Genomic DNA, 24,875 nt, shown 5'->3' on the forward strand with positions numbered 1-24,875 from the left:
TTGAGTATTAAAATTAGACATGACAAAAAAGAGTTAAGAAAAAAACTTTTATCCCCACCCTAAATTAAAGCTAAAAATGAGAGTAATAATCGTCACAAAAGAATTAACCAGGATTTGGTAACAACTGCAAACAACGGTAAGCAGTAGCATAAATATGCTGATAGGGACAAGAACTATTAATTGCAATTAAAACTCGCCGGGTACTCACAGTAATCAAAGCTCCTAACTTCAACAATTTGGTACGGATAGTCCCAACTTGAGCATTCTGTAATTCAGTTTTAACTAAACATTTATTTCGCAAAGCATTCATTAAAACATAAGCTATGGAAGAGAACCACAAACGTAGTTGATTACCAGCAAAGGTATGGGTACTGGTTCTATCGCTAAATAGTTCTAATTGTTGTTCTTTAAAACGATTTTCCATCTCACCTCTAGGACAATATTTCTGGGTATAAACTTCACTTGGAGGCATATTATTAGTAGGAATTGAGGTAACAACAAAACGGATATTAGTTCCCTTTGCCCCATACTCAACTTTAGTTACTACACGACGACTACGACTCCAAGATTTATGGGTTTGATAGTCAATAGTTTTATACCAAGTTGAGTTTTCTATCAGATTTGATGCCAGTTCAGGAAGTTCAATATCTGGAACAAATAGAGTTTCTAAAAAGGAAACTACCGTGGATAGCTTTTGCTCAAACTCTTGCTTGGCTTTACTTTGAGTTAGAGTGGTCATCTTTATTAAACGACTGTTTTCCGGCAACCCAAATACATAATCTACTTTGATTTGAGACTCACACCATTCCATAATATCTTCTCGGGAATAGGCGCTATCTCCACGAACTAAAATCTCTACATTATTCCATTCTACACGTATTTGTTTAATGACTCTCTGTAATTCTGATAATGCTCCCTCTGCTGGGTCTACATTGGAAGCCCTAAGTTTAGCTGCTAATAAATGTTTTCCACAGAAAATATCAAGTGAATGTTAAATAAATATTAAACTTTAACTTGTTCTTTTGAAGTTTGCAAAATTCTTTTAAGAGAATTTTCTTTGACTATCATGGCAGCGTGATTAATATCTAACCATATCCTTTCTCTTTGAGATGCTTCTGGCCAGTCTTCTAATACTTGATCTACTGGCAACCAAAATAAATGAACCCAGTAAATATTACCACGTTTACGATATTTATAAGCACCGATCTTTTCAGTATTTACCCGACCAATAACCCCTGCTTCTTCCCAAGCTTCTTTAGCTGCTGAATCAGGTGGAGTCATCCCTTTGCAAACTCCTCCTTTGGGAATTACCCAACTTTGCCGTTTACGGTTAGTGATTAATAAAACTTCTACTTTTCCATCTCGGACCCGATATGGAATCACTCCTGATTGTTTACAAATTTTATTGGTTTTTCTGCTCATAGAAGTACATTCCTGATACATTAACTTCTAGATTGTAATTACTGCCATATCTACAAGGCGATCGCTATGGTCATGTTGACAATTTTTACTATATGTCTTTGGTTACATCTTTCACGCTGTTAATTGGTTATTCCGTATAATTTTTCACCAAGTTTGACTATTGCTCCTTTGTGATGGTATTTCATATCCAATTAACAGGATAATTATATTGTCATGAAAGCAAAGCCTTGAACGTATTACTCGATTATCTTAATTAAAACCAACTCCAGAGGAAAGCCATATTGGCAATAAAATAGTGTAATTATAGTGTCAGTTATGCAAACTCAACTGCCAACATTTTGGTTAATTGAACCAGAAAAACCGCCATTAAAGCAGATTATCGCTGGGGGTGTGATTTTGCCAGATGGACAAATTGCGATCGTTTGCTGTTTACCAAATTCTAGTCATGCTACTTTCCCATCTTTCAATTCTTTTCAGCAGTTACAAGACAAAAGAGGTAGGCAAATCAAATTTGGTAATCACTCTTTAGATGGATATTATCTCAATACTTTTAAATTAGTCAGAAATAAAGATGTTACAGGTATTAGCGGTACTGGTATAGTTGCTGTAGGTTGTTATTTTCAAAGTTTTGGTGGTCTTGCTGTGATGCAATAGATATCTCCAGAAAAGAAATTATGGAACCTATTTATGGGGGCTGGGCGAAGCATTTGGGATATCTAGATGTCTGATTTTTCCGTTAAATTATCGCCCAAATGCTTCGCCCCTACAACTTATGACAAATTAATACATTCTATTTTGGAGAGGTCTAATGGTTAACAGAATTTGCTTCAACTGCTTGGTATATTGGCGGTTGGAAATAGAATTAATTCATGGACACAATGGTAAAACTCAAATGGTGATGGATTAGCGAATTTGTAAGCATTCATCTATCAGTAATCAGTAATCAGCTTAAACCTACGTTAATTTAACACCTTTCATTGAAGATTGGTATATAATATAAATCAGTTTTTTAAACATAACTAACAACATAAAAACTTTCATGGCAGATTTAATATTAGTTCCGGGTGCAACTGGTGGTGTAGGACAACTTGTAGTTAGCAAACTTTTAGAAAAAGGTTTGTCAGTTCGCATTCTCACACGGGATGCAAACAAAGCTGCAAAAATGTTTAATGACAAAGTAGAAATTTTTGTTGGTGATATCCGCGAACCCAATACGATCTCACCAGCAATGTTAAATATCACTTCTATTATCTGTTGTACGGGAACTACTGCTTTTCCTTCTGCTAGATGGGAATTTGATTCATCTATCAATCCCATTGAATTAGGGTTAGCTTTTTTTGATCCTAAATTACTGGAAAATAAAGCTAAAAATACACCTTTAAAAGTTGATTTTCAAGCTATAAAAAATTTAGTTGCAGCAGTACCAAAAAATTTAAAGAGATTTGTTTTTGTTTCTTCCTGTGGTATTCTCAGAAAAAATTATTTTCCTTTTAATATTCTTAATAAATTTGGTGTACTGGATGCTAAACAAGCAGGTGAAGACGCTATCATTAATTCAGGGATACCCTATACAATTATTCGCCCTGGCAGGTTAATTGATAGACCCTATACGTCTTACGATTTGAATACTTTGCTGAAAGCTACAACAAATGGTAAGTTAGGTGTAATATTTGGTAAAGGTGATAAACTGGCTGGCGATACTAGTCGAATTGATGTAGCTGCTGCTTGTGTAGAAAGTTTGTTTTATCCAAGTGCTGCTAATCAGGTTTTTGAGTTACTTAATCAAGGAGAAAGACCAAATGTAATTGATTGGGAAAAGCTTTTTTATCAATTGACAATTGACAATTGATAATTGTTTCATTCAAGGCTTCTGCCGTGAGCGTCAGCCGATAGCGTAGCGTGGCGTTAGCCATACGGTTTAAAACCTCCCCTTTCCAGGGGAAAAAAACAAAAAAAATCCGCTTTGTCATTGTCAATTGTTAATTGTCCATTATTGAAATATCCCCAAATCCTTGATTTTTTCTGAGACTTTGAGGATATATGGATTCCAATACTGCTCGGTTAAGGATTTTCGTAGGTTGGGTTGAACAAAGTGAAACCCAAAGAACCCTTGTAAATGTTGGGTTTCGTTCCTTAACCCAACCTACATAATTTATTTTTTTGAGCTTAACCGACAAGTATTGATATGGATTCTAGTTTTCAACGAATTTCAAAGAATCTAATCTTCCTAAAACTGCCATATCTTCAGCATCCAATTCTACAGGTATACCACTACGAATTAGTTCTGAAAAGTCTTCATTAGGAACCATAATTGTTAGTGTGTAAAGACGATTTTTACCTGTATTTCTAATCAAATGAGTGCCATTTGGTGGAACTAATAAACTATCTCCGGCCTTGACAGGTACTTTTTTACCATCACAAATTGCAACTCCTTCTCCTTTGAGAATAAAAAACATTTCCACTGCCCATTGATGGCGATTTGGTGGAGTTTGTCCCCCAATATCAAAGATTTCTACACAACAAGTTAAGGAAGTATTTGCAGTTGTGGAATCAAAGATAATTGCTAACCGATTTGTATCACGGGGATTGATACGGTATGCTTGATAATCTTGGGGAGATTTGATAACTGGAATTACACAACTTGTAGTAACCATATATTTGGTAATTGGTGATTGGTGATTGGTGATTGGTGATTGGTGATTGGTGATTGGTGATTGGGTATTAATCAATCCAAAATCCAAAATCTAAAATCCAAAATCTAAAATCTAAAATTATGCTGACTACTGACTCCTGCTATAATTGCCGAAGAATCAGTAACAAAACCAAAGCATTGTTTAACGTTGTACAAAGTTGCTAACCAACAATATTCTGGTGAAGTTGTGGCTGTACAATCTTGGACTAAAATGCAGTCGTATCCTAAAAAATTAGCATCACATAAAGTTGTGAAAACACATTGATCAGCATTGACACCCGCAAATAATATTGTCGTTATTCCTAAGTTTCTGAGAATACTATCTAAGGGTGTATCCCAAAACCCACTCATGCGATATTTATCAATGCAAATATCTGTCTCAAGTTGTTCTAATTCCTCTACTACCGCCGCTGCCCAGCTATCTTTCATCAGCACCTTTGCACCGTTTTTAGGTAGGCTATCACCTAATCCTACACCTTCACCGGTGGGATTATAAACATGAAGCAAACCTGCACTAATATTGAGTAAGTCTGGTCTATTACCCCAATTTAACCAAATTATTGGCACATTAACAGCCCGCAATTGTGGTAATAAGTTTTGTAAAGGTACTATTGGTTGACGTGCGGGGGTGACATCCACACCAATATGCGCTAACCAGCCATCAGGATGACAAAAGTCGTTTTGCATATCAATAATGATAATGGCGGTTTTTGCCAAGTCGATACGCACAGTTTTGGTTTCTGTTGTTAAAATAACGGGTTGTGGGGTTTTTTGCGGACGAGTAATATCTGCAAAGCTTTCATTGACTTCCCAAGCGTTGGGGTAAAATCCTAGTGTTCGTAAGGGTAGATTCATAATTGTTGGCACCCAAGATCATTGATTCTTTTGTAACTTGAAATAATCATAATTGTGCAATTGCTTAATCAACGTTAAAAAAGGTGAAAATCATGAACTTTACTATTAAAAAAGCTTTAATTGCTGTTACAGATGGTTACACAACTTTAGATGTTCAGGTTGTTAATGGTATCATCGCTGCTATTGGTGAAGATTTGGATGTGATTGGTACTGCAATTGACGGTGAAAATAAACTGCTGCTACCTGGTTTTTTTAACGCCCACACCCATTCTTCGGAAAAGTGGCAACGGGGAATAATTCCACCTTTACCTTTAGAATTATGGTTGGCGCATTTGTATGATTTTTCTCTTCTGGATATTGAACAAGTTTATCTCAGCGCCTTGGGTACGGCTGCGGAAACTTTGCTGTCTGGGGGAACAAGTGTTGTAGATCATTTGGTATTAATTCCTGGTAAAGAGTTAGAAACTATTTCTACTGCTGTTCGCGCTTATCAAGAAATAGGAATTAGGGCTTTTATTGCTCCTTTAATTCAAGATGAATCTTTAACTGCGGGGATACCAGAAGGTAAATTTTTAGAAAATCATCAACCTTATTTTCGTTCTCCTGCGGAAACATTAGCAATTATTGAAGAATCTGTTATTAAGTTTCATCGTCCAGAGGAAGGAATAAATATTTTAGTTGCACCGACGGGAATTCAATTATGTACTGATGCTTTATTTACGGGTTGTATTGAGTTGAGCGATCGCTACAATCTTTGTCGTCATTCGCACTTATTGGAAACTAAAGCCCAGGAAAAGTTAGCATTAGAAAAATATGGTTGTAGTGCGGTTGAACATTTAAATCATATCGGATTTTTGCATGAAAAAACCAGTTTAGCTCATTGCGTTTGGTTAACTGATGCTGATATTCAAATTTTGGCAGAAACCAAATCTACTATTGTTCATAACCCGTTAAGTAATCTGCGTTTAGGTAGTGGTATTGCACCGATTTTAAAATATCTGCAAGCAGGGGTAAATGTAACTTTTGGTTGTGATGGTGCTTCTAGTAATGACTCTCAAGATTTGTTAGAAGCGATTAAAATAGGTTCTATTTTACATAATGTGACTGATTTTGATTATAAATCCTGGATTACACCACGTCAAGCGGTAGAAATGGCTGCTTTAGGTGGTGCAAAAGGATTAGGGATTGATGAAAAATTGGGGTCTTTAAATGTGGGTAAAAAAGCAGATTTGGTACTTTATGATTTAACCAGTTTATCTTTGCTTCCTCGTACAGATCCCATTGGTTTATTAGTATTAGGTCGTCCTGTGAATGTTGTTAATAGTGCTTGGGTAAATGGTAAACAAATTATTGATAATGGGAAATTTACAACTATTAATGTTGATGAATTGCGAAAAGAATTATTTAACCGTAGTCAGTGGGTAAGTAGGGGAAAATCACCAACTTTAGAACAAATTGAGGTTCATTATCGTCGAGTGATGGGCTTATCAATTGATAATTGATAATTGATAATTGTTTCATTTTTTTAAATCCTCTTCCTTTCAGGGAGAGGTAATTATCAATTGTTCATGATTGAAATATTTTTTTTGTAAGTATGTCAACCTTAAAAAACCTCATATCCAGATCCCCTACTTCTTTAATAAGTAGAGGATTTATACACCTTCCTGTTTTACGTTTAATAATATAAAACAATGCGGCTTTTGGGAAATAAATCAAACAACAACCTGACATTTTTTAAAACGAAAAAACTAAACAAGGCGTTGTAAAATTAAATGATTACGCTCAGTTAATATTGCTTTCCAGTTTTGTTCAACTACAATTGTGCTGATTTTTTCCACAATTATCGCAGCACCATTTATATAATCTCCTGGTTGTAAATCTTCCCGACGATAAACAGGTGTATCATGCCATTTTTGGGCAGTAAACATTTGGACTATTTCCACAGGTTGGGGTGTTTCCTCTTGTGGGCGTTGACGAATAATTACAGGTTCTTCAGGAGTATCCATTTTTTGGATGACTTCTACAGAAATGGATTCAACTATTAAGGGTTTTTCTGTTTGAATAAAACCATACCTTGATTTATGTTCCTTTTCAAAATTATGTTGCATTAATGCCACATCTAAGGTAAAATCTACTGTAAGAATTGAATTATTACCCTCATATTTTAAATTAACTTTTTTAACTACTACTTCTTCTAGGTTCGTTTCTTGTTGTTTATTTAACTCCCTTCTGGATTGGTCTTCTAAAGATGCCATTAATTGCTGTAAGTGGGGAATTAATGATTGATTTAAAGGGTGTTCTACTCCTGTTAATTTGGTAACTCTCACATCAGCTAAACCCATACCATAAGCAGAAAGTACCCCAGCAAAAGGGTGTAGAAATATCTTTTTCATTCCTAAAGTATCAGCAATTAAACAAGCAACTTGTCCACCTGCACCCCCAAAACAACAAAGTACATATTGACTGACATCATAACCACGTTGGAGGCTGATTTTTTTAATAGCATTGGCCATATTTTCGACAGCAATAGAAATAAAACCCGATGCTACTTGTGCGGAAGTTCGATAATTTCCAGTGAGAGATGCAATATCTTCAGCTAATTGTGTAAACTTCTGAATTACTATTTCTTTATCTAGGGCTAATTTCCCTTCACTACCAAAAACTGCGGGGAAATATTGAGGTTGAATTTTCCCTAACATGACGTTAGCATCTGTGACTGTTAATGGTCCTCCACGTCGATAAGAAGCGGGTCCAGGATTTGATCCAGCAGATTCTGGTCCGACACGATAACTAGAACCATCAAAAAATAAAATTGAACCACCACCCGCAGCAATAGTATTAATTGCTAATACGGGAACTCGCATCCGCGCACCGGCAATTTCTAAATCTAGTTGTCTTTCATATTCTCCTTTAAAGTGAGCAACATCTGTACTTGTTCCTCCCATATCAAAGGTAATTACTAAATCAAATCCTGCTCTTTTGCTAGTTTGAACTGCACCAACAATACCACCAGCAGGACCACTTAAAATACTATCTTTACCTTGAAATTGTTCTGCATCGGTTAACCCTCCATCAGATTTCATAAACATTAATCTGACATGGAGTAAATGACTAGCTACTTGGTTAACATAGCGACGGAGGATAGGAGTTAAATAAGCATCAACAACAGTTGTATCTCCTCTACTCACAAGTTTCATTAAGGGACTGACTTGATGGGATACTGAAATTTGTGTAAAGCCTATTTCTTCGGCAATTTGGGCTATTTGTTGTTCATGTTGGGGATAGCGATCGCTGTGCATCAAAACAATGGCACAACTTCTAATTCCTGTGTTGTAAACTTTTTGTAAATCCTGTTTAACTTGTGCTATATTGACTGGTATTAATTCATTACCTTGGGCATCATATCTTTCATCTACCTCAATTACCTGTTCATAAAGCATACTGGGTAAAATAATCTGACGAGCAAAGATATTTGGACGGTTTTGGTAGCCAATTCTTAACGCATCTTTAAAACCTTTGGTAATGAGCAAAACAACCCTATCACCATGTCTTTCTAACAGCGCATTGGTAGCTACTGTTGTTCCCATTTTGACAACTTCTATATTTTGATAGGGAATCTGTTCATTACCGGATATGCCGATAATATCCCGAACTCCTTGAATAACTGCATCTGCATATTGTTCAGGATTTTCTGATAATAATTTATAGACTATTATCCATTGCTGATTAGGCAAAGGAACAATTAAAAAACGTTCTGGACAATTTACAAGTCGATCTATTATTGTTTGATTACTGGTGACAGCGACAATATCTGTAAATGTGCCACCCCGATCAGCAAAAATTTTCAACATTACCAAAATTCCTCAATAATATATAATATATATAGCAATACCTATGCCAATTTTCCAAAGATAGGTCTGAAACCCAATAAAATCGTTACGATATCAATAGGGTTTCAGAGTTTTGGCGAAGGTATTGATATAGCAAATTCGTTTTTATTTCTGAAGAGATTGGTGTGGGCGGGAAATTTTAGATGTTAGATTTTAGATTGGATATAACAAAAACAATCCAAAATCCTTGCATCGAAAATCTAAAATTAAGAACTCCTGCCTCCTTTCCTTAGTAATAATACGGTGAGTTCGGGGCGGCATGACCGTACAAATAACTAAATTACGGATAGTTCATTAGATAGCAAATAATCTAAATTTAAGTATTATTACTGAAAGAGTAGCAACTAATAATGAGCTAGATTGGTTAATAACAAACAACTGTCATATCATCCAAGGATATTTGTTCAGTCGTCTATTACCAATAGAAGAATGGAAAATTTTTCTACTAGATAAAAACTAAAATTCTATACAATCACTCACTTAGTCATTTTTAGTCATTTTTAATCATTTCCAGCAAGGAAAGTAAGATGAAAAAAATTCTCATAATCGAAGATGAACCACAAGTAAGAAATAACATACAAGAAATTTTAGAATTAGCTGATTTCGACACCTTAGTTTCTGAGAATGGTCAACAGGGTTTGCAATTGGTAAAAGAGAATAAACCAGATTTAATTATTTGTGATTTAATGATGCCTGAATTAGACGGGTATAGTCTATTAACCCAACTGCGTCAGGATATTTCTACTGCTACAATTCCTTTAATTTTCTTGACTGCTAAAGCGGAAAGAGCAGATTTACGTCGAGGGATGGAGCTTGGTGCTGATGATTACTTAACTAAGCCTTTTCAACCTGATGAATTACTGCAATCCATTGCGGCTAGATTACATAAACAAGAAATGCTTGAACAAGAAACTCAGCAAAAGTTGAATGATTTACGCATTTCTATTAGCAACTCACTACCCCATGAAATCAATACTCCTCTCAATCATATTATAGGAATGTCCAATTTATTGATTCAAGAGCAAGGAATTATTTCTACTACTGACAGTTTAGAAATGCTCGAATCAATTAATAAAGCTGCTCTAAGACTGCATAGACTGATGATTAATTCCCTCATGTATGCCAATCTAGAACTATTATCATCTAATCCTGAGAAAGTTGCTGCTATTCGCAATAATGTGGACAAGTCTTTTGTGCGTCCAACTTTAGAAAAGGTAGCTTTTAAAATCTCTCAAGACGCAGGTAGATCATCTGATTTAACCATAGAAATCTCCGATGCAATGGTCAATATCTCAGAATTGAAATTGAAAAAAATTCTTGAAGAAATAATTGACAATGCTTTTAAATTTTCCCAACCAAATACACCTGTAAAAATTATAGGTTCTAGCAGTTTTCATGGTTTTAATTTGTATATAATTGACAACGGTAGAGGTATGAACAAAGAGCAACTTTCTAGGGTTGGGGCTTATGTACAGTTTGAACGCAAAATGTATGAACAACAAGGTTCTGGTTTAGGATTATCCATTGCTAAGAAACTGGTAGAAATTCACGGAGGAGAATTTTCAATTGAGAGCTTACCTGGTCAACAAACGATTGTTCGTATGGTTCTACCTCAGTAAAAGGTGCAGAGTTAAGAATCTATTGATCTATGGCACTAAAACGCTTTATTATAGAAATGGGTATGGGTGTTTACTAACTGTTTGTAAGTAACTCAACCTTAAAAAATTTAAGACCCAGATCCCCGACTTCTTTAAGCAGTCGGGTGTCTATACTTTTCAACCTTAAATTTCAACGGTATCACTCCCCCAGCAATTTGTAATTTCGCAACAACTTTGTATTTTCAGCAGTCAATAATTCCCGCAAACTATCTACCTCATTTAATATATCGAGTTCCTGGGTGTATGCTTCCTTTAAAATCAACAGATATTTCTCCCGCTCTTTTTCATTTTTTGCTTGTTTAAGCATATAAATTGCCATGTTAATACTAGAAAGCGGATTACGTAAGTCCTGGGAGATTGTCTCTAACAAGTTTCCTCGAATTTGTGCCAGTTGCTGAGAGTTTTGCAAGTCAGTGCGATTTTTTTTGATTTCCTGCTGTAGTGTTTCCGTTTTTTGGTTTTCTTGCAGATACGCCTGATGGGATAGTGAATGTCTTTCTAAACGTGCTTTAACTGCTTCTAAGATTTCAAACGTCTCAAAAGGTTTGGAAATATAATCATCAGCCCCCAATCCCATACCTTGACGTAAATCATTGCGGTTGGCTTTAGCAGTGAGAAAAATGAAGGGAATATCAGCACATTTAGGATCTTGTCGCAGTTGTGTTAACACTTCATAGCCATCTACTTCTGGCATCATAATGTCACAGATAATCAAATCAGGTTTTTTGATTTTAGCTAACTTTAAGCCGATTTTTCCATTTTCCGCAGTAATGACAGAGAACTCTGCTAGTTCTAAAATCTCTTGGAGATTTAACAAAATTTGAGTTTCATCTTCAATGACTAGAATTAAACTCATAGCTTGAAAGGTATCCTAAATAGGGTTTGCTGAAAAAGTCTTGTCGTGGAGACAGGGAACTCTTAACAGGGAGCAGTTTCAAGAGTTTGATGGGAGCGATTTTTCCTTTGTGTAGAAATTAAATGCAAGGTTTTTGAGTTCCCACCTCGTAAACTAATTGTAAGGGAATTGTCACATCAAAGGTCGTCCCTAAATAGGGTTTGCTATTTTGTGAACTGAAACTCTTGATTTATCTTCGTTTTCGGTTTATATGATTTGCGCTTGGCGTTAGCCATCAGCAAGCCCTAAATAAATAGGTGATACTTAACGTAAGCATTTAGCTAACAGCAGTTAGCGGTCAGCCGTAAAACCCTTTTATTGCAAGGCTCTGTGATGAAAATTTTTATCTTATTTACCTACAATATGCTGTATTACTAATTAACAATGAATAATAACCAACTACCAATTATTAATCACCAATCGCCAATCATAAGGAAGAAACTGTGAAAATTTTAACTAACCATAGCACTATTTTAGTAGTTGACGACAATCCTATTAATTTAAAACTTCTGGATTATACCTTGAGTGCCGCAGGATATAACGTCAAAATGGAAGCAAATGGACTAAATGTGATACAGAAAGTTGATGATATTATGCCTAATTTAATTCTGCTAGATATTATGTTGCCTGATATTAGCGGATTTGAAATTTGTGAGCAACTTCAAGCCGATCCTCGCACACAGTCGATCCCGATAATTTTTATGACTGCTCTGGCTGATACTATGGATAAGGTGAAAGGTTTAAGTCTAGGTGCTGTTGATTATATTACCAAGCCATTTCAAAAAGAAGAATTACTAGCCCGTGTACGTACGCATTTACATTTACAGAGTTTAATTACATCTTTAGAACGGCAAAACCAGGAACTCAGACAACTGACACAACGTAATGAGGACTTAGAACAGAGAGTGGCAGAACGAACAGCAGAATTACAAGCAGCACTAGAAAAAGAAAAAGAATTAAGCCAATTGAAATCTCGGTTTATTACAATGGCATCCCACGAGTTTCGTACACCTTTAGCCATTATTTCTTCATCATCGGGTATTTTGCAAAAATTTAGCGATCGCCTGAGTGCAGAAAGAAAAGAGCAACATTTCCAAACCATCCAAAACACCATTAAGCATATAACCCAAATACTGGATGATGTACTGATGATTAACCGCGCCGAAGCCGAGAAAATAGAATTACATTTAGAAGCATCAGATATTATCGCTTTCTGTCGCCATCTCAAAGAAGAAATCGAAACTACGAGTAACCAACATACAATTAATTTCTATTTAGATTTAGGCGAGGAAATTATGGAAAATTATCTGATTATTCAGTTTGATGAAAAAATTTTACGGCAAATTCTCACCAATCTCCTGACTAATGCTATTAAGTATTCTCCGTCTCACAATTTGGTTAATTTTAGTTTGACTAAAAACAATAATCAAATATTATTTAAAATTAGCGATCGCGGCATTGGTATTCCTGAAGCAGATCAAGCTAATTTATTTGAACCTTTTCACCGAGCATCTAACGTTGGTACAATTGCAGGAACTGGTTTAGGGCTGTCCATAGTCAAAAAATGTGTGGATCTGCACCAAGGGAAAATTAACGTAGAAAGTCGTGCGGGAGAAGGAACAACATTTACAGTTAGTCTTCCTTTTTTCAAAGGATAATTAATATCACGTCTAGTTAAACAATTAACATATCTGTTGACACTGGTAATTGGTAATTGATAATTGGTAAGTAGGTAGGCACAAAAAATTAATTGTCAATTATCCATTATCAATTGATCATAATGTTATTATCACTGGGGAAGCATAATTTTAATAATAGTTTCTGCTCCTGGTATACTCTCAATTAAAAACTTTCCTCCATGCAGTTCCACTAACCTCTTAGCAATTGATAATCCCAGTCCAGAACCTTGTTGTTCATACATTTTACGTTCAAACTGGACATAAGCCCCAACTCTAGAAATTTGCTCTTTGGTCATTCCTCTACCGTGGTCAATCACATATAAATGATAGGAATTATTACTACTATAACCGATAATTTTTACTGGTGTATTAGGTAGAGAAAATTTCAAAGCATTATCAATTATTTCCTCAGCAATTTTACTGAGTCTGACAGGAGAAACTTTGACTATTGCATCAGATATTTCTATACTCAAATCTGCTGTTCTATGTGCTTTTTCAGCAATTTGTACAGCTACATTTTCCATAGTTGATTTGACAAAACTTTTGACTCCATTATTACGAAGCCGTTCCACTTTTTCTGGATCAGATGCTATTAATTCCAAGTCTGTATACATCAGGAAGTTAATAGTTAGTCTATGTAACCTCAGAGCAGCTTGATGAATGGATCCTAAAATTTCCAGATTTTCATGGGAAAGGTTTTCCTCAAGCATCAATAAATTTGAGAATCCTAAAATATGATTCAGAGGAGTATTGATTTCATGGGGAAGTGAATGACTGATAGAACTGCTTAAATCATTTAATTTTTTTTGAGTTCGTTCATCTACTATTGCTTGTTTATCCAATCGAGTATTAATTGCTTGTAGTAATTCATCTGGATGAAAAGGCTTAGTTAGGTAATCATCTGCACCAAGTTCCATCCCTCGACGTAAATCTGATTTATCCGCTCTAGCAGTTAAGAAAATTAAAGGAATGGTTGCAGTAGAAAAATCCTGACGAAGTTGAGTTAAGACACTATAGCCATCTAACTCGGGCAGCATCAAATCACAAATAATTAAATCAGGATGTTTATCTTTAGCCAATTGCACACCCTGTAAGCCATTTTCTGCAATTAGTGTATCAAACTCTGAGAGTTCTAAAATTTCTTGGATATTGTTTCTGATTTCAACTTCATCTTCAATAATTAAAATGTTTTTCATTTTTTGTTTCCCTGATATTATTTGGTAGATGGATTAAAAATAAGGATAACAACTCAGATTGCCTTTTGCTTTAATCTTGATACTTGATTATGACTAATTGTAAGCTATTTGCGCTTCGTGATAAATGAGGAATAACTGACTTAATATAATTTAGCTGATCCTACTGTCCACTTAGAAAGTCTTACCGTAGATATACTTACAGTATATCAGTAGGTTGCAGGGATTGAAGGGATTGAATATTCAACTTACACAAGTTAGGACTTACGCAATATTGTACTAAAAATATTGTACTAAAAATATTGTACTAACAACCTGATTCTTGGGTAGGGGTAATTCATGAATTACCTCTACTTTCCTTCTATTTTGCATAAGTCTTGCAACTGTGAATGTGAACAATTTACGAACAATTTACAGTCCAATAATTTTCACATCTTCAACCGGACTAGGGCTAAAAATAATAGAATTAATGACTAATATAATATCTGCCAAAAATGCTTATGAGAATTTCGTTTTTTAGGTTTTTGCTAACTTCTCTGTGGTTGATGGTTGCCTTTTTAGCTACAAATTTGCAAAATAGGAATACAGTTTTAGCGGAAGCACCCCCAGAAGTTTCTCAATTAGTTAATGGTAAACAGATTAATGTTAGTAAATCTGAATTTGGAGTGAGAATAGTAGACTCCCAAGGTAAAGCTAATTTTTTTCCCACCACCAAAGTACCTTTAAAAAAAGGTGATGCTTATGGTTGGAGAATGACACTACAAAATTACCAGGGTAAAGTCAAATGGCGGGAAGTTTTACGTTTACCAAAAGCCCCAGAAACTTGGGCTACACCGGAGAAAGATGAGAATTTTTCCCTATCTGCGGATGGTAGTACAGCCATCACAACGCGGACGCAAACAGTTAAAAATGGTGTGATTGAAAATTACTGGAAAATCGCTCCTGGTGATCCTCTTGGTAAACACAGAATAGAAGTTTATGTTGATGATCGTCTGATTTCTATTTTTGAATTTGAAACTGTAGAATTTTAGTAAAATTTTTCCGGTCTTCTCGTTCCCATTTTCTGTCTTATCAATTTCTCATTCCCATATTCTGTATTTTCTCGTTCCCATACTCTGTATGGGAATGAATTATAGAAGGCTCTGCCTTCAATAAAAAAACAGAGGCAGAGCCTCTGTAATAGCATTCCCAGTCTGAGACTGGGAACGAGATCAAAGAAAATAGGGTTTTTATTCAGGGTTTTTATTCTTCGTCTAATTCCATTTCTTCTTCATCTTCTTCTTCATTAGATTTAGAAACAGAATTAGCAGAAACTACTGCGCCTTGATCTAATTTCCCGCGGACTTGTTCTTTAATTTTTTCTGCAAAATCTGGTTTTTCTTCTAGATATTTAATGGCGTTATCTCGACCTTGGGAAATGTTATCACCGTTGTAACTGTACCACGCACCTTTCCGCAGTAAAATGCCGGTTTCTTCTGCTAAGTCCACTAAACAACCAAGGGTAGAAACTCCTTTACCAAAGATAATGTCAAATTCGGCAATTCTAAAGGGTGGTGCAACTTTATTTTTGGCAACTTTCACTTTTACTCTATTACCAAATTCATCAGAGCCTTTTTTCAAGGTTTGAATACGGCGAATATCTAGACGCACGGAAGCGTAAAATTTCAACGCATTACCGCCCGTTGTGGTTTCTGGACTACCGTAGGTGACACCGATTTTTTGCCGTAATTGGTTAATAAATATAACTGTGCAACCAGATTTACCAATATTACCTGTAATTTTCCGTAAGGCTTGGCTCATCAATCGTGCTTGTAAACCTACGTGAGCATCACCCATATCACCTTCGATTTCCGCACGGGGTACTAGGGCGGCTACGGAGTCAATGACAACTATATCAACGGCGGCGGAACGTACTAACTGATCAACGATTTCTAAACCTGCTTCACCAGTATCCGGTTGGGAAACCAGTAAATTTTCAATATCTACACCTAGTGCAGCTGCGTAGGTGGGATCTAATGCGTGTTCTGCATCTACGAAAGCAGCTATGCCGCCATTTTTTTGTATTTCTGCGATCGCATGAAGAGCTACTGTAGTTTTACCAGAACTTTCCGGTCCATAAATCTCAATCACCCTTCCCTTGGGTAAACCACCACCCAAAGCTAAATCCAGTGTTAGCGCCCCTGTGGAAATTGTTTCTACACGCATCCGGGTAGCATCACCTAAACGCATAATCGCCCCTTTACCAAAGCTGCGCTCAATCTGGTTGAGTACCATATTCAGTGCTTTTTGCTTGCCAGTATCCGCTGTGTTGGTTGCCATTAGAGCCTCTAAATATAGGATTTAAGAAAGTTGCGTTGGGTTCTTGATTAGAACAGATATACTATTTTAACCAGAAAAAGTACAATTGGTAAGGTGTGGGAAAAAAGTTTTATGGGAGGAGTCAGGAGTGGTAGGGGCGAAGCATTCGGGCGACTAATTATAAATTTTTGTCCAAGCCTATTTTCCGAATGCTGATGCTTCCAGCACGCTTCGCGAACGCGCGTACAGGAGTCAGGAGAAAGATAAATATTTCCTGTTTCCCCAATCACCAGTCCCCTATCACCAATCACCAGTTACCAATCCCCAATTTAATACTGTGGCACAGAAGGATCTACTTCCAAACTCCAAGCATTAATGCCACCCTTAACGTTAGTTCCCACTATACCCGCTTCTTTGAGAATAGCCAGAGCTTTGGCAGAACGTCCACCCATTTTACAATGGGCAATTAAACGGTGTCCGTTAAGTAATTCTTTTACCTGAGTAACACCATCACCATTTTCAATCTCTGGTAATGGTACTAAGACAGAACCAGGAATTTTCGCAATTTCATACTCGTGGGGGTTACGTACATCCAACAGGACAAAATCTTGCGCCCCACTATCAATTAATGCTTTTAATTCCGTAACGGTCATTTCTTGAATGTCCATTTGTTGCTTCGCTTCTGCTGCTTTTGCTTGGGGAATACCACAAAATTCTTCGTAGTCAATGAGTTTTTCAATTACCGGACGGATGGGGTTAGGACGTAATTTCAACTCTCGGAATTTCATATCCAAAGCGTTGTACAACATTAAACGCCCACTGAGAGTAGTACCTTTACCAATAATAATTTTTACCGTTTCCGTCGCTTGGATCACACCAATAATTCCTGGTAAAATTCCTAACACTCCACCTTCTGCACAGGAAGGAACCATTCCTGGTGGTGGTGGTTCGGGATATAAATCACGATAGTTAGGACCACCTTCGTAGTTAAAGACGGTTGCTTGTCCTTCAAAACGGAAGATTGAACCGTAAACGTTAGGTTTGTTTAATAATACGCAAGCGTCGTTAACTAAATAGCGTGTGGGGAAGTTGTCAGTTCCATCAACGACGACATCATAAGGACGAATGATATCTAAAGCGTTTTCCGCACTGAGACGAGTTTCGTATAAGTCAACCTGACAATAGGGGTTAATTTCGTGAATGCGGTCTTTTGCGGATTCAATTTTGGGTTTACCTACCCAGGATGTGCCGTGGATAACTTGACGTTGCAAGTTGGAAAAATCAACCACATCAAAGTCAACAATACCGATGCGGCCAATACCTGCTGCTGCTAAGTATAACAGCAATGGCGAACCGAGTCCACCAGTACCTATACATAATACACTGGCAGCTTTGAGGCGTTTTTGTCCTTCTAGACCCACTTCGGGCAAGATTAAATGGCGGGAGTAGCGTTCGTAGTCGTCTTTCGTTAACTGGATTTCATCCAGATTAGGATTTAGCATAGTAAGAAAATGCAGAATCTCAGAGTATTAATATTAACTCAAAGTTGGTTCAGTTTATGAGTTCTATTTTTTTTGCTGGGGGAATTATATCACGTTGGGGACTGGGAAGGGGGCGATCGCATTTTTTGGAGTTGAATGATTTTAGCTCATGCAAAGACGCAAATACGCAAAGAATAAAAAATTGTTAATAAGTCTAAATTAATTGTATTATCTCTGTGTTCTCTGTGCCTGGAGTGGTTCGTTATTTCATGAATCTCAGTTAAATTTCTGAATAATTGGTTATAAAATCGCTATTTGCATTTTTTACATCCTAAAATCTTGGATATGCTCAGATGGCTCGCTATCAGACAATTATCTTGTAAAATCTCTTATTTAATAACCGATGACTATACTGTTGAGTAGGTATAAAATTATTAAGCAAATCGGTACAGGTGGGTTTGGAGATACTTACTTAGCTGAAGATACCGCATTACCAGGTAATCCTAAATGTGTTGTTAAGCACTTAAAACGCAATCCTGATCCGGGTGTATTGGCAATTTCTCAAAGATTATTTGAAAATGAAGCCAAGATATTACAAGATTTAGGTAAAAATGATCAAATTCCTGGACTTTATGCTTATTTTGAAGACAAGGGGGAATTTTTTCTGGTACAAGAATTTGTAGATGGACATGATCTGAATCAAGAGATTGTTGTTGGTAAAAAGTTAAGTGAAGAGAAAGCAATTAAACTAATACAAGAAATCCTAGAAGTTTTATCATTTGTTCATCAACAAAATATTATTCATCGAGATATTAAACCATCAAATATAATGCGTCGTCATGATGATGGTAAAATTGTTTTGATTGATTTTGGAGCAGTTAAAGAAATAGCCGCTTTTACAGTTAATTCTCAAGGGCAAACTAGCTTAACTGTAGGGATTGGTACACCTGGATATATGCCTTCTGAACAGGCAAATGGTAGACCGAAATTTGCTAGTGATGTTTATGCTGTAGGAATACTTGGCATTCAAGCGGTAACGGGTTTATTACTAGCACAACTTGAGGAAGATTCGACTACTGGGGAAATTATTTGGCGAAATTATGCCCAAGTTAGTGATAGATTTGCAGAAGTTTTAAATAATATGGTACGTGATCATTTTAGTCAACGTTATAAAAATGCCACTGAAGCATTACAAGCATTAAATAAAATTGAAAATAAGAGAGATTTTCCTACTAAAATTTTGGTTGGTTTTGGTGTAGCAGTAGCTGTTAGTTTTGCTGGTGGTTATGCTATGAATAATGTATTATCTAATCAAGGTGATCCAAAAGTAGCTGCAACTTCTGAACCTTCTGTAAAACCTAAAAGTTCTCCAAAAGCAACTTCAACTCCTCAACCTCCTGTGAAACCTAAAAGTTCTCCAAAAGCAACTTCAACTCCTCAACCTCCTGTGAAAATTACAACTAATAAAGCTGAATTTCGTAATTTAGATAAACTTTTAGCAGCTAAAAAATGGAAAGAAGCTGATATAGAAACCTATAAGATAATACTGAAAATAGCGGGTAAAGAAAAAGAAGGTAATTTAGATTTTAACTCTATTAAAAATTTTTCCTGTTCTTCGCTGCAAGATATAGATAAACGTTGGGTAAAAGCATCAAATGGACGTTTTGGTTTTAGTATCCAAAAACAAATTTGGAATAATATTGCGGGTACAGTGGGCTATAATTCTGATAACTTTAACAAGTTTGCTGATCGCGTTGGATGGAGGAGAGAAAATAACTGGTTGCGTTACTCAGACCTTACCTTCAATATTAATGCACCAAGAGGACATTTACCAAATACACCTCCAGAATATACTAGCGTTAGTTTTCGCAGAATGATACCTCTGATTTCACCTTGTAAGTTGTAAATTTTAATCAATCAATTTATCGTTGTTTTAACCCTGTATATCCTGATTTATAAAACCTCTATTACTTCCCTTTGAAACTGATGATTTTCATCTAAACAAAAACTATTTAATTCACCCGCTTTCCCTTGTGTAACTGATACAATTATATAAGAATATTCTGGACAAGCATAGATTCTATCCCACTCTGAAGGAATAGCAGGATAATCAGGATGGGAATGAAAAATACCAATGATATTTAAATTGCAGTTTCTCGCTTCTTTTTGTATTTGTAACATGAAAAAGGGAGCGATCGCATATCTTCTTCTGGTACTATATTCTTCCTGGTTTTCTGAAAAATTACCCCTTTCCCTATTCCACACATTTTCTGTAGGTATCACTTCTACAACAGTTTTCACTCCATTACTAATATAACCCAATATTAACCCACAACATTCATCAGGGTAGGTTTTTTCAGCATGAATGTTGATAATTTGCAAGTGTTCAGAGAGAATCTTGAGAATATTCATAGATATAGATATTGTAATCAAACGCAAATTTATTTATTAATCCCATACTTTGCAAATATGATCAATACTATCTCCCAGAAATTTTCATCTTTCGCAAGTTAGATCAAATAAACTACTCAAAAGATAGAAGTCAAGAAAATACAATAAAATATATAGTTTATAGTTTATAGTTTATAAACTGGAGTCAGGGAAGGAGAAAAGGTAGCTGTAACAGGTGTTTTGCGTCCATTTGTAGTGGCAGACTTAGAAAGAGATTATGATATTACCTGGGATTTAGATTTACAAAGAAAGCTAGAAGCTGAATATCGTGATAAACCTGTTTTAGTAGCTACTGATGTTTATCCTTCCGCTATTCCCCAGTAAGCTGAATGCTTAAATAAAATTGACTTTACCAGTGTCAAGATCGTAAAAAGCACCAACAACGTTTAATCTACCTGCGCCAATTAATTTAGCTAATACTGCTGAATTATTCTGCAATCTTTCAACTTGGTATTGAATATTATTAATGATAGCATTCTGTTCATAATTACTATCATTAATATCACTAATATCACTTGTTCTTTGTTGAATTTGAGGTAAAGCTGGTCTAATTTCATCAACAATAGAACCAACGTTTCCAGGAACTGGTTGATTTTTCATAGCTGCTTTCACCGCACCACATCTTTCATGACCCAAAACAATAATTAGTTCTGTACCTAAAGCAGTAGTAGCATATTCTAAACTACCAATAGCTTCATCACTAGCAATATTACCAGCTACACGCACAACAAATAAATCACCAAGTCCTTGATCAAAAATTAATTCTGGTGGTACGCGGGAATCTGCACATCCTAATATTGCTGCATAGGGATATTGGGTTTTAGAAACTGATTGTAAGCGTCTTTTTGATTGGTTCGGATATCGACGACTTTGATTGACAAATCTTCTATTTCCTTCTACTAATCTGCGTTGAGCTTCATTTGCACTAACTGGGTTAGGATTAGGATTAGTGTCAGGAATAATTATTTCTGAGCGATTAGTAATTATTTCATTACAAGCAGTCAGACTACTAATACTTAATGTAGTTAAACCTGCGATTTTTAAGAAGTGACGACGACCTACAAAACCGTTAATTCTACTCATAAGTCTCCCTGAAAACTTCTGCATGGTTTTCAAGAAGATATCAGATTTGACACCACTATAAGAGTACCTGATTACACGGTTTAAGGGTTATTTAATCTTTTGCTTAAATACCAAACAATATATTGACCGTATGGACTATACCTACCATCTGCATCTTTGCTACTAAGTTCTTCCACTTTCTTTTTCAAAGCTTCTTGTGACCATGTTTTATTAGGAAATTTTCTATTTAAAGCGTTAATCACAACATCTAAAGCTATTTTACGATTTTCTCTGAGAGTTTGATAATTCAGATTTAAAACTTCATTTAATTCATGATTAATAGTTTCATCATCACATATAGATAATATTTTTCCAGTAGAACTATATTTGATCTGATTTTCACAATTCTTATTACTATCTACTGGATTAAGATTCATTGTATAATTTCTATGTGTTCCTTCATAATCTCCTTTTCTTGCGTTACAATGTAAATTCTTTTTTCCTTGACCTCTACTACCTGAACAAGAAGCTATTAGATTTTTATAGTCTAGTTGTAAATGTGGATTATCAGCTTGAGGTTTATTATGTTCAATTTCCATATTATCTATAGATATTCGTTGCATACAATAGCAACAAATATAACCTTGTTCTGCTAATAATGCCCTTTTTAAAGGTTCTTTTGGACGATAATCATCATAGTTTGCGTCCTGTGTCTGACGATATTTTAAAAGACAAGGAGGTTCTGTTCCTTTAATAATGCGTTTCATTCTACCCTGGTTAAAAAATCAATAAGTGTATGCGCTTTGACTATATCTAAATCATTTTCTCCCAATAAATCAGATAATTCTTTTAGTTTAATTTTCGCTGCTTCTAATCTCCCATCATCTATTAATTCAAAACATTGATCTATTCTTTCCTGCATTTTTACAGGTCTTTTTTCTACACCCATAACTTCAAACAAAATTGAGTTACTGTCTCTACCAAATGTGTGGGGTGTCAATTCTACAACTTTTCCATCTTCTAAAATAAATACGTTTTCTCTGTTTACTCCACTCAAAACTTGAGGTGAATGAGTAGTAACAATAAATTGACAATTTGGAAATGTTCTTCTAAAACTAGGAATGACTATTCTTTGCCATTGAGGATGTAAGTGTAAATCTATTTCATCAATTAATATTATTCCTGTTCCGGTTTGCAGTATTTCTGAAGGATCAGTAATACTAGGATTTAAAATTGCCAACCTTCTGGCAATGTCAACTACTATCATCAATAAGGTTTTTTCACCATCGGAAAGTTGCTCTAGTTTAAAAATTTCACCATTTTTTTCGATAACTAATGAAGGACTATTAAGACGATGACTACTTAACTCTTTACTACTACTTACACGAGCAATATGAAGGTTTACGAATTGGCTATTGGGGAAAGATTCTAAAAATATTTCTATAGCTTTTCTAACAATTTCAAGATTGCTATTTCTAAAGCTATTATTTTCTCTTAATCGAATTTCATTTTCATATTCCTCTTCTTCTTTAAACCAATCAAAAAAATCTTTAAAATCGTTGATATTGTTTGAAAATGACGATTTATAAGCATCAAACTGATTAGGTTTACTAATAACTCTTTTTCCAAAACCAGAGTTTATAACTATTCGCTGTGTTTGATAATAAACTAATAATGGTATGGATAAATTAGGTTGATATTTTAATTCTTGATGTACGTGAGAAACATACTGATTAATTTCTGTTTTCTTTGTTATAGATTTAAATTCATCTCTATCTCTGGAAATATCCCAAGACATTTTTATATCTGAGTAAATTACAATGCGAATAGATTCTTGTGTTCTATGTGCATTTATATTTATATCATCCTCTGTTAAATCAAAATCTAACTTTTTGTAAGGTTTCTTGGGCAGTAATTCAAATATAAATCTTGACAAAAGTATAGCAATACTATCTAAAATGGAAGATTTGCCTGAACCATTAGATCCAATGAAAACAGCTAAATCTGGAGGAAGTTTCAATTTCAGTTCTTGAAAACCTCGAAAATTCTGTAAATGTAATTCTTCAATGTGCATAGTTCTGACTCCTGACTCCTGACTCTTTATTTAATGTCCTCCCGCACCTAAATATAATTCTCCCACTTTTGGATCATTCAATAATTCTCTCCCAGGTCCAGACATTGCATCATGTCCTGATTCTAACACATATCCTGTATCAGCCATTTCTAAAGCTTTTCTAGCATTTTGTTCTACTAAAACTATCGCAGTTCCCGCTTGATTAATTTGTTTGATTTGTTCAAATACCTGTGTTACCAAAATCGGAGATAAAGCCGCGGAAGGTTCATCTAATAATAATAAACTAGGTTCTAACATTAAAGCTTTACCCATCGCTAACATTTGTCTTTCTCCACCTGATAAAGTTCCTGCACGTTGACGACGGCGATCGCTCAATCTGGGAAACATTGCAAATATATTATCCTTCAAAGGTTTCAGGGGAACATTCCGCACAAAAGCCCCCATTTCTAAATTTTCTTCTATTGTTAATGATGGAAAAACGTTGGCAATTTGCGGAACATAACACATTCCCTTTTTCACAATTTGATCGGATTTTAAACCATTAATTTTTTCCCCTTTAAAGGTAATCGTACCTGTGTGGGGTGTTAAAAGTCCAAAAATTGTTTTTGCTAACGTAGATTTACCAGCACCATTAGGACCAATTACAGTTACTAATTCTCCTCGTTCAACTCGAAAATTAATACCCTGCAATATATCGACATCTTTAATATATCCAGCATGGACATTTTCAACTTCTAATAAATAGTTATTAGTCATAAAAAATAGGGAACAGGAAATAGGGAACAGGGAATAGGGAACAGGGAATAGGGAATAGGGAACAGAGAATAAGTAAACAGTAAAAATGATTTACTGTCACCTGTCACCTGTCACCTCTCTACCTATTCTGAAATTTTCTGCAATTCAGGGCGTTCTTCTGCTAAAATTGCGTTTTCTACTGGGCAAACTTGTAAACAGATGCCACAGTCGATACAGGTAGCAAAGTCTATCCAGTACCAATCTGTACCTTTAACGTTTTTACCTGGTCCTTCATGAATACAAGCTACAGGACAAGCACTTACGCAGTCAGCAACCCCTTCACAAACTTCCGTTACTATTGTATGTGGCATTTTCTCGTTCCCCTCTCTTGATTGAATCAGCAGTTTCTAAGTTAACAATTTGTAATATTAACGCAAGTAATCAGCTTTCAGTGATCAGCTTTCAGCTTTTATTAATCAACGAATAACAG

21 protein-coding genes and 3 pseudogenes are annotated in these 24,875 nt (G+C 35.5%); 9 read left to right on the forward strand and 15 right to left on the reverse strand.

Features of this window, described 5'->3' with window-relative positions:
- Positions 1 to 103: 103 nt before the first annotated feature.
- Positions 104 to 985: pseudogene (locus tag H5968_RS13215) on the reverse strand (IS1380 family transposase); the annotation flags it as partial.
- Between the two features lie 17 nt (positions 986 to 1,002).
- Complete coding sequence (locus tag H5968_RS13220) at positions 1,003 to 1,422, reverse strand: NUDIX hydrolase (protein ID WP_187040323.1); 420 nt, start codon at positions 1,420 to 1,422, stop codon at positions 1,003 to 1,005.
- Between the two features lie 315 nt (positions 1,423 to 1,737).
- Between H5968_RS13220 and H5968_RS13225 the strand changes: the two genes are divergently transcribed.
- Both H5968_RS13225 and H5968_RS13230 read left to right on the forward strand, forming a co-directional pair.
- On the forward strand, positions 1,738 to 2,076 hold the full coding sequence (locus tag H5968_RS13225; RefSeq protein WP_187040324.1) for a hypothetical protein: 339 nt from the start codon (positions 1,738 to 1,740) through the stop codon (positions 2,074 to 2,076).
- Positions 2,077 to 2,461: 385 nt separating this feature from the next.
- Complete coding sequence (locus H5968_RS13230) at positions 2,462 to 3,271, forward strand: SDR family oxidoreductase (protein WP_187040325.1); 810 nt, start codon at positions 2,462 to 2,464, stop codon at positions 3,269 to 3,271.
- A gap of 343 nt (positions 3,272 to 3,614) precedes the next feature.
- Here the strand turns inward: H5968_RS13230 and H5968_RS13235 are convergent, their stop codons facing one another.
- Complete coding sequence (locus H5968_RS13235; RefSeq protein WP_187040347.1) at positions 3,615 to 4,076, reverse strand: cupin domain-containing protein; 462 nt, start codon at positions 4,074 to 4,076, stop codon at positions 3,615 to 3,617.
- A 104-nt stretch (positions 4,077 to 4,180) separates the two neighbouring features.
- The gene (locus tag H5968_RS13240) at positions 4,181 to 4,969 is read right to left on the reverse strand and encodes a cysteine hydrolase family protein (RefSeq protein WP_187040326.1); all 789 of its coding nucleotides are present in this window, start codon (positions 4,967 to 4,969) and stop codon (positions 4,181 to 4,183) included.
- Positions 4,970 to 5,061: 92 nt separating this feature from the next.
- On the opposite strand from H5968_RS13240, the gene H5968_RS13245 reads away from it, so the two are divergent.
- Positions 5,062 to 6,471, forward strand: coding sequence for an amidohydrolase (locus tag H5968_RS13245; RefSeq protein WP_187040327.1), 1,410 nt, complete (start codon positions 5,062 to 5,064; stop codon positions 6,469 to 6,471).
- A 246-nt stretch (positions 6,472 to 6,717) separates the two neighbouring features.
- Here the strand turns inward: H5968_RS13245 and H5968_RS13250 are convergent, their stop codons facing one another.
- Positions 6,718 to 8,820: a hydantoinase/oxoprolinase family protein gene (locus tag H5968_RS13250; protein WP_187040328.1), complete on the reverse strand. Its 2,103-nt coding sequence runs from the start codon at positions 8,818 to 8,820 to the stop codon at positions 6,718 to 6,720.
- 566 nt (positions 8,821 to 9,386) lie between these two features.
- Between H5968_RS13250 and H5968_RS13260 the strand changes: the two genes are divergently transcribed.
- Positions 9,387 to 10,478: a response regulator gene (locus H5968_RS13260; RefSeq protein WP_187040329.1), complete on the forward strand. Its 1,092-nt coding sequence runs from the start codon at positions 9,387 to 9,389 to the stop codon at positions 10,476 to 10,478.
- A gap of 178 nt (positions 10,479 to 10,656) precedes the next feature.
- On the opposite strand, the gene H5968_RS13265 is transcribed toward H5968_RS13260, so the two are convergent.
- Positions 10,657 to 11,373, reverse strand: coding sequence for a response regulator (locus H5968_RS13265; RefSeq protein ID WP_187040330.1), 717 nt, complete (start codon positions 11,371 to 11,373; stop codon positions 10,657 to 10,659).
- 482 nt (positions 11,374 to 11,855) lie between these two features.
- Between H5968_RS13265 and H5968_RS26110 the strand changes: the two are divergent.
- Together H5968_RS26110 and H5968_RS26115 are read left to right on the forward strand one after the other, a co-directional pair.
- Positions 11,856 to 12,230 (forward strand): annotated as a pseudogene (locus tag H5968_RS26110) (response regulator); the annotation flags it as partial.
- Positions 12,231 to 12,317: 87 nt separating this feature from the next.
- A complete protein-coding gene (locus H5968_RS26115; protein WP_370569770.1) occupies positions 12,318 to 13,070 on the forward strand; it encodes a sensor histidine kinase in 753 nt (250 codons plus the stop codon).
- A 131-nt stretch (positions 13,071 to 13,201) separates the two neighbouring features.
- Here H5968_RS26115 and H5968_RS13275 read toward each other — a convergent pair whose 3' ends face one another.
- Complete coding sequence (locus H5968_RS13275; protein WP_187040332.1) at positions 13,202 to 14,287, reverse strand: response regulator; 1,086 nt, start codon at positions 14,285 to 14,287, stop codon at positions 13,202 to 13,204.
- A gap of 497 nt (positions 14,288 to 14,784) precedes the next feature.
- Between H5968_RS13275 and H5968_RS13280 the strand changes: the two genes are divergently transcribed.
- Positions 14,785 to 15,315 (forward strand): hypothetical protein, encoded by a 531-nt coding sequence (locus H5968_RS13280; RefSeq protein ID WP_096566443.1) that lies wholly within the window; start codon positions 14,785 to 14,787, stop codon positions 15,313 to 15,315.
- 211 nt (positions 15,316 to 15,526) lie between these two features.
- On the opposite strand, the gene recA is transcribed toward H5968_RS13280, so the two are convergent.
- Positions 15,527 to 16,603 (reverse strand): recombinase RecA, encoded by a 1,077-nt coding sequence (recA, locus tag H5968_RS13285; RefSeq protein WP_187040333.1) that lies wholly within the window; start codon positions 16,601 to 16,603, stop codon positions 15,527 to 15,529.
- Between the two features lie 308 nt (positions 16,604 to 16,911).
- On the reverse strand, positions 16,912 to 18,084 hold the full coding sequence (gene moeB, locus H5968_RS13295; RefSeq protein ID WP_096566447.1) for a molybdopterin-synthase adenylyltransferase MoeB: 1,173 nt from the start codon (positions 18,082 to 18,084) through the stop codon (positions 16,912 to 16,914).
- Between the two features lie 394 nt (positions 18,085 to 18,478).
- On the opposite strand from moeB, the gene H5968_RS13300 reads away from it, so the two are divergent.
- Positions 18,479 to 19,969, forward strand: a complete 1,491-nt coding sequence (locus tag H5968_RS13300; RefSeq protein WP_255427123.1) for a GUN4 domain-containing protein — start codon at positions 18,479 to 18,481, stop codon at positions 19,967 to 19,969.
- A 47-nt stretch (positions 19,970 to 20,016) separates the two neighbouring features.
- Here H5968_RS13300 and H5968_RS13305 read toward each other — a convergent pair whose 3' ends face one another.
- The gene (locus H5968_RS13305; RefSeq protein WP_187040336.1) at positions 20,017 to 20,475 is read right to left on the reverse strand and encodes a Mov34/MPN/PAD-1 family protein; all 459 of its coding nucleotides are present in this window, start codon (positions 20,473 to 20,475) and stop codon (positions 20,017 to 20,019) included.
- Between the two features lie 183 nt (positions 20,476 to 20,658).
- Here H5968_RS13305 and H5968_RS13310 point away from each other — a divergent pair.
- Positions 20,659 to 20,838 (forward strand): annotated as a pseudogene (locus H5968_RS13310) (hypothetical protein); the annotation flags it as partial.
- Between the two features lie 9 nt (positions 20,839 to 20,847).
- Here H5968_RS13310 and H5968_RS13315 read toward each other — a convergent pair.
- The 5 genes from H5968_RS13315 to H5968_RS13335 form a co-directional block, all read right to left on the reverse strand.
- Positions 20,848 to 21,597 (reverse strand): carbonic anhydrase, encoded by a 750-nt coding sequence (locus tag H5968_RS13315; RefSeq protein ID WP_187040338.1) that lies wholly within the window; start codon positions 21,595 to 21,597, stop codon positions 20,848 to 20,850.
- 80 nt (positions 21,598 to 21,677) lie between these two features.
- On the reverse strand, positions 21,678 to 22,343 hold the full coding sequence (locus H5968_RS13320; RefSeq protein WP_187040339.1) for a retron system putative HNH endonuclease: 666 nt from the start codon (positions 22,341 to 22,343) through the stop codon (positions 21,678 to 21,680).
- Complete coding sequence (locus tag H5968_RS13325; protein WP_187040340.1) at positions 22,340 to 23,650, reverse strand: AAA family ATPase; 1,311 nt, start codon at positions 23,648 to 23,650, stop codon at positions 22,340 to 22,342. The genes H5968_RS13320 and H5968_RS13325 overlap by 4 nt, the downstream gene beginning before the upstream one ends.
- A 30-nt stretch (positions 23,651 to 23,680) precedes the next feature.
- Positions 23,681 to 24,406 carry an ABC transporter ATP-binding protein gene (locus H5968_RS13330; RefSeq protein ID WP_187040341.1) on the reverse strand — a complete coding sequence of 242 codons (726 nt, stop codon included), beginning with the start codon at positions 24,404 to 24,406 and terminating at the stop codon, positions 23,681 to 23,683.
- A gap of 122 nt (positions 24,407 to 24,528) precedes the next feature.
- Positions 24,529 to 24,756 (reverse strand): ferredoxin family protein, encoded by a 228-nt coding sequence (locus H5968_RS13335; protein ID WP_187040342.1) that lies wholly within the window; start codon positions 24,754 to 24,756, stop codon positions 24,529 to 24,531.
- Positions 24,757 to 24,875 lie beyond the last annotated feature (119 nt).

The organism is Sphaerospermopsis sp. LEGE 00249, from assembly GCF_014299995.1.
GTDB classification, from domain to species: Bacteria; Cyanobacteriota; Cyanobacteriia; order Cyanobacteriales; family Nostocaceae; genus Sphaerospermopsis; species Sphaerospermopsis kisseleviana.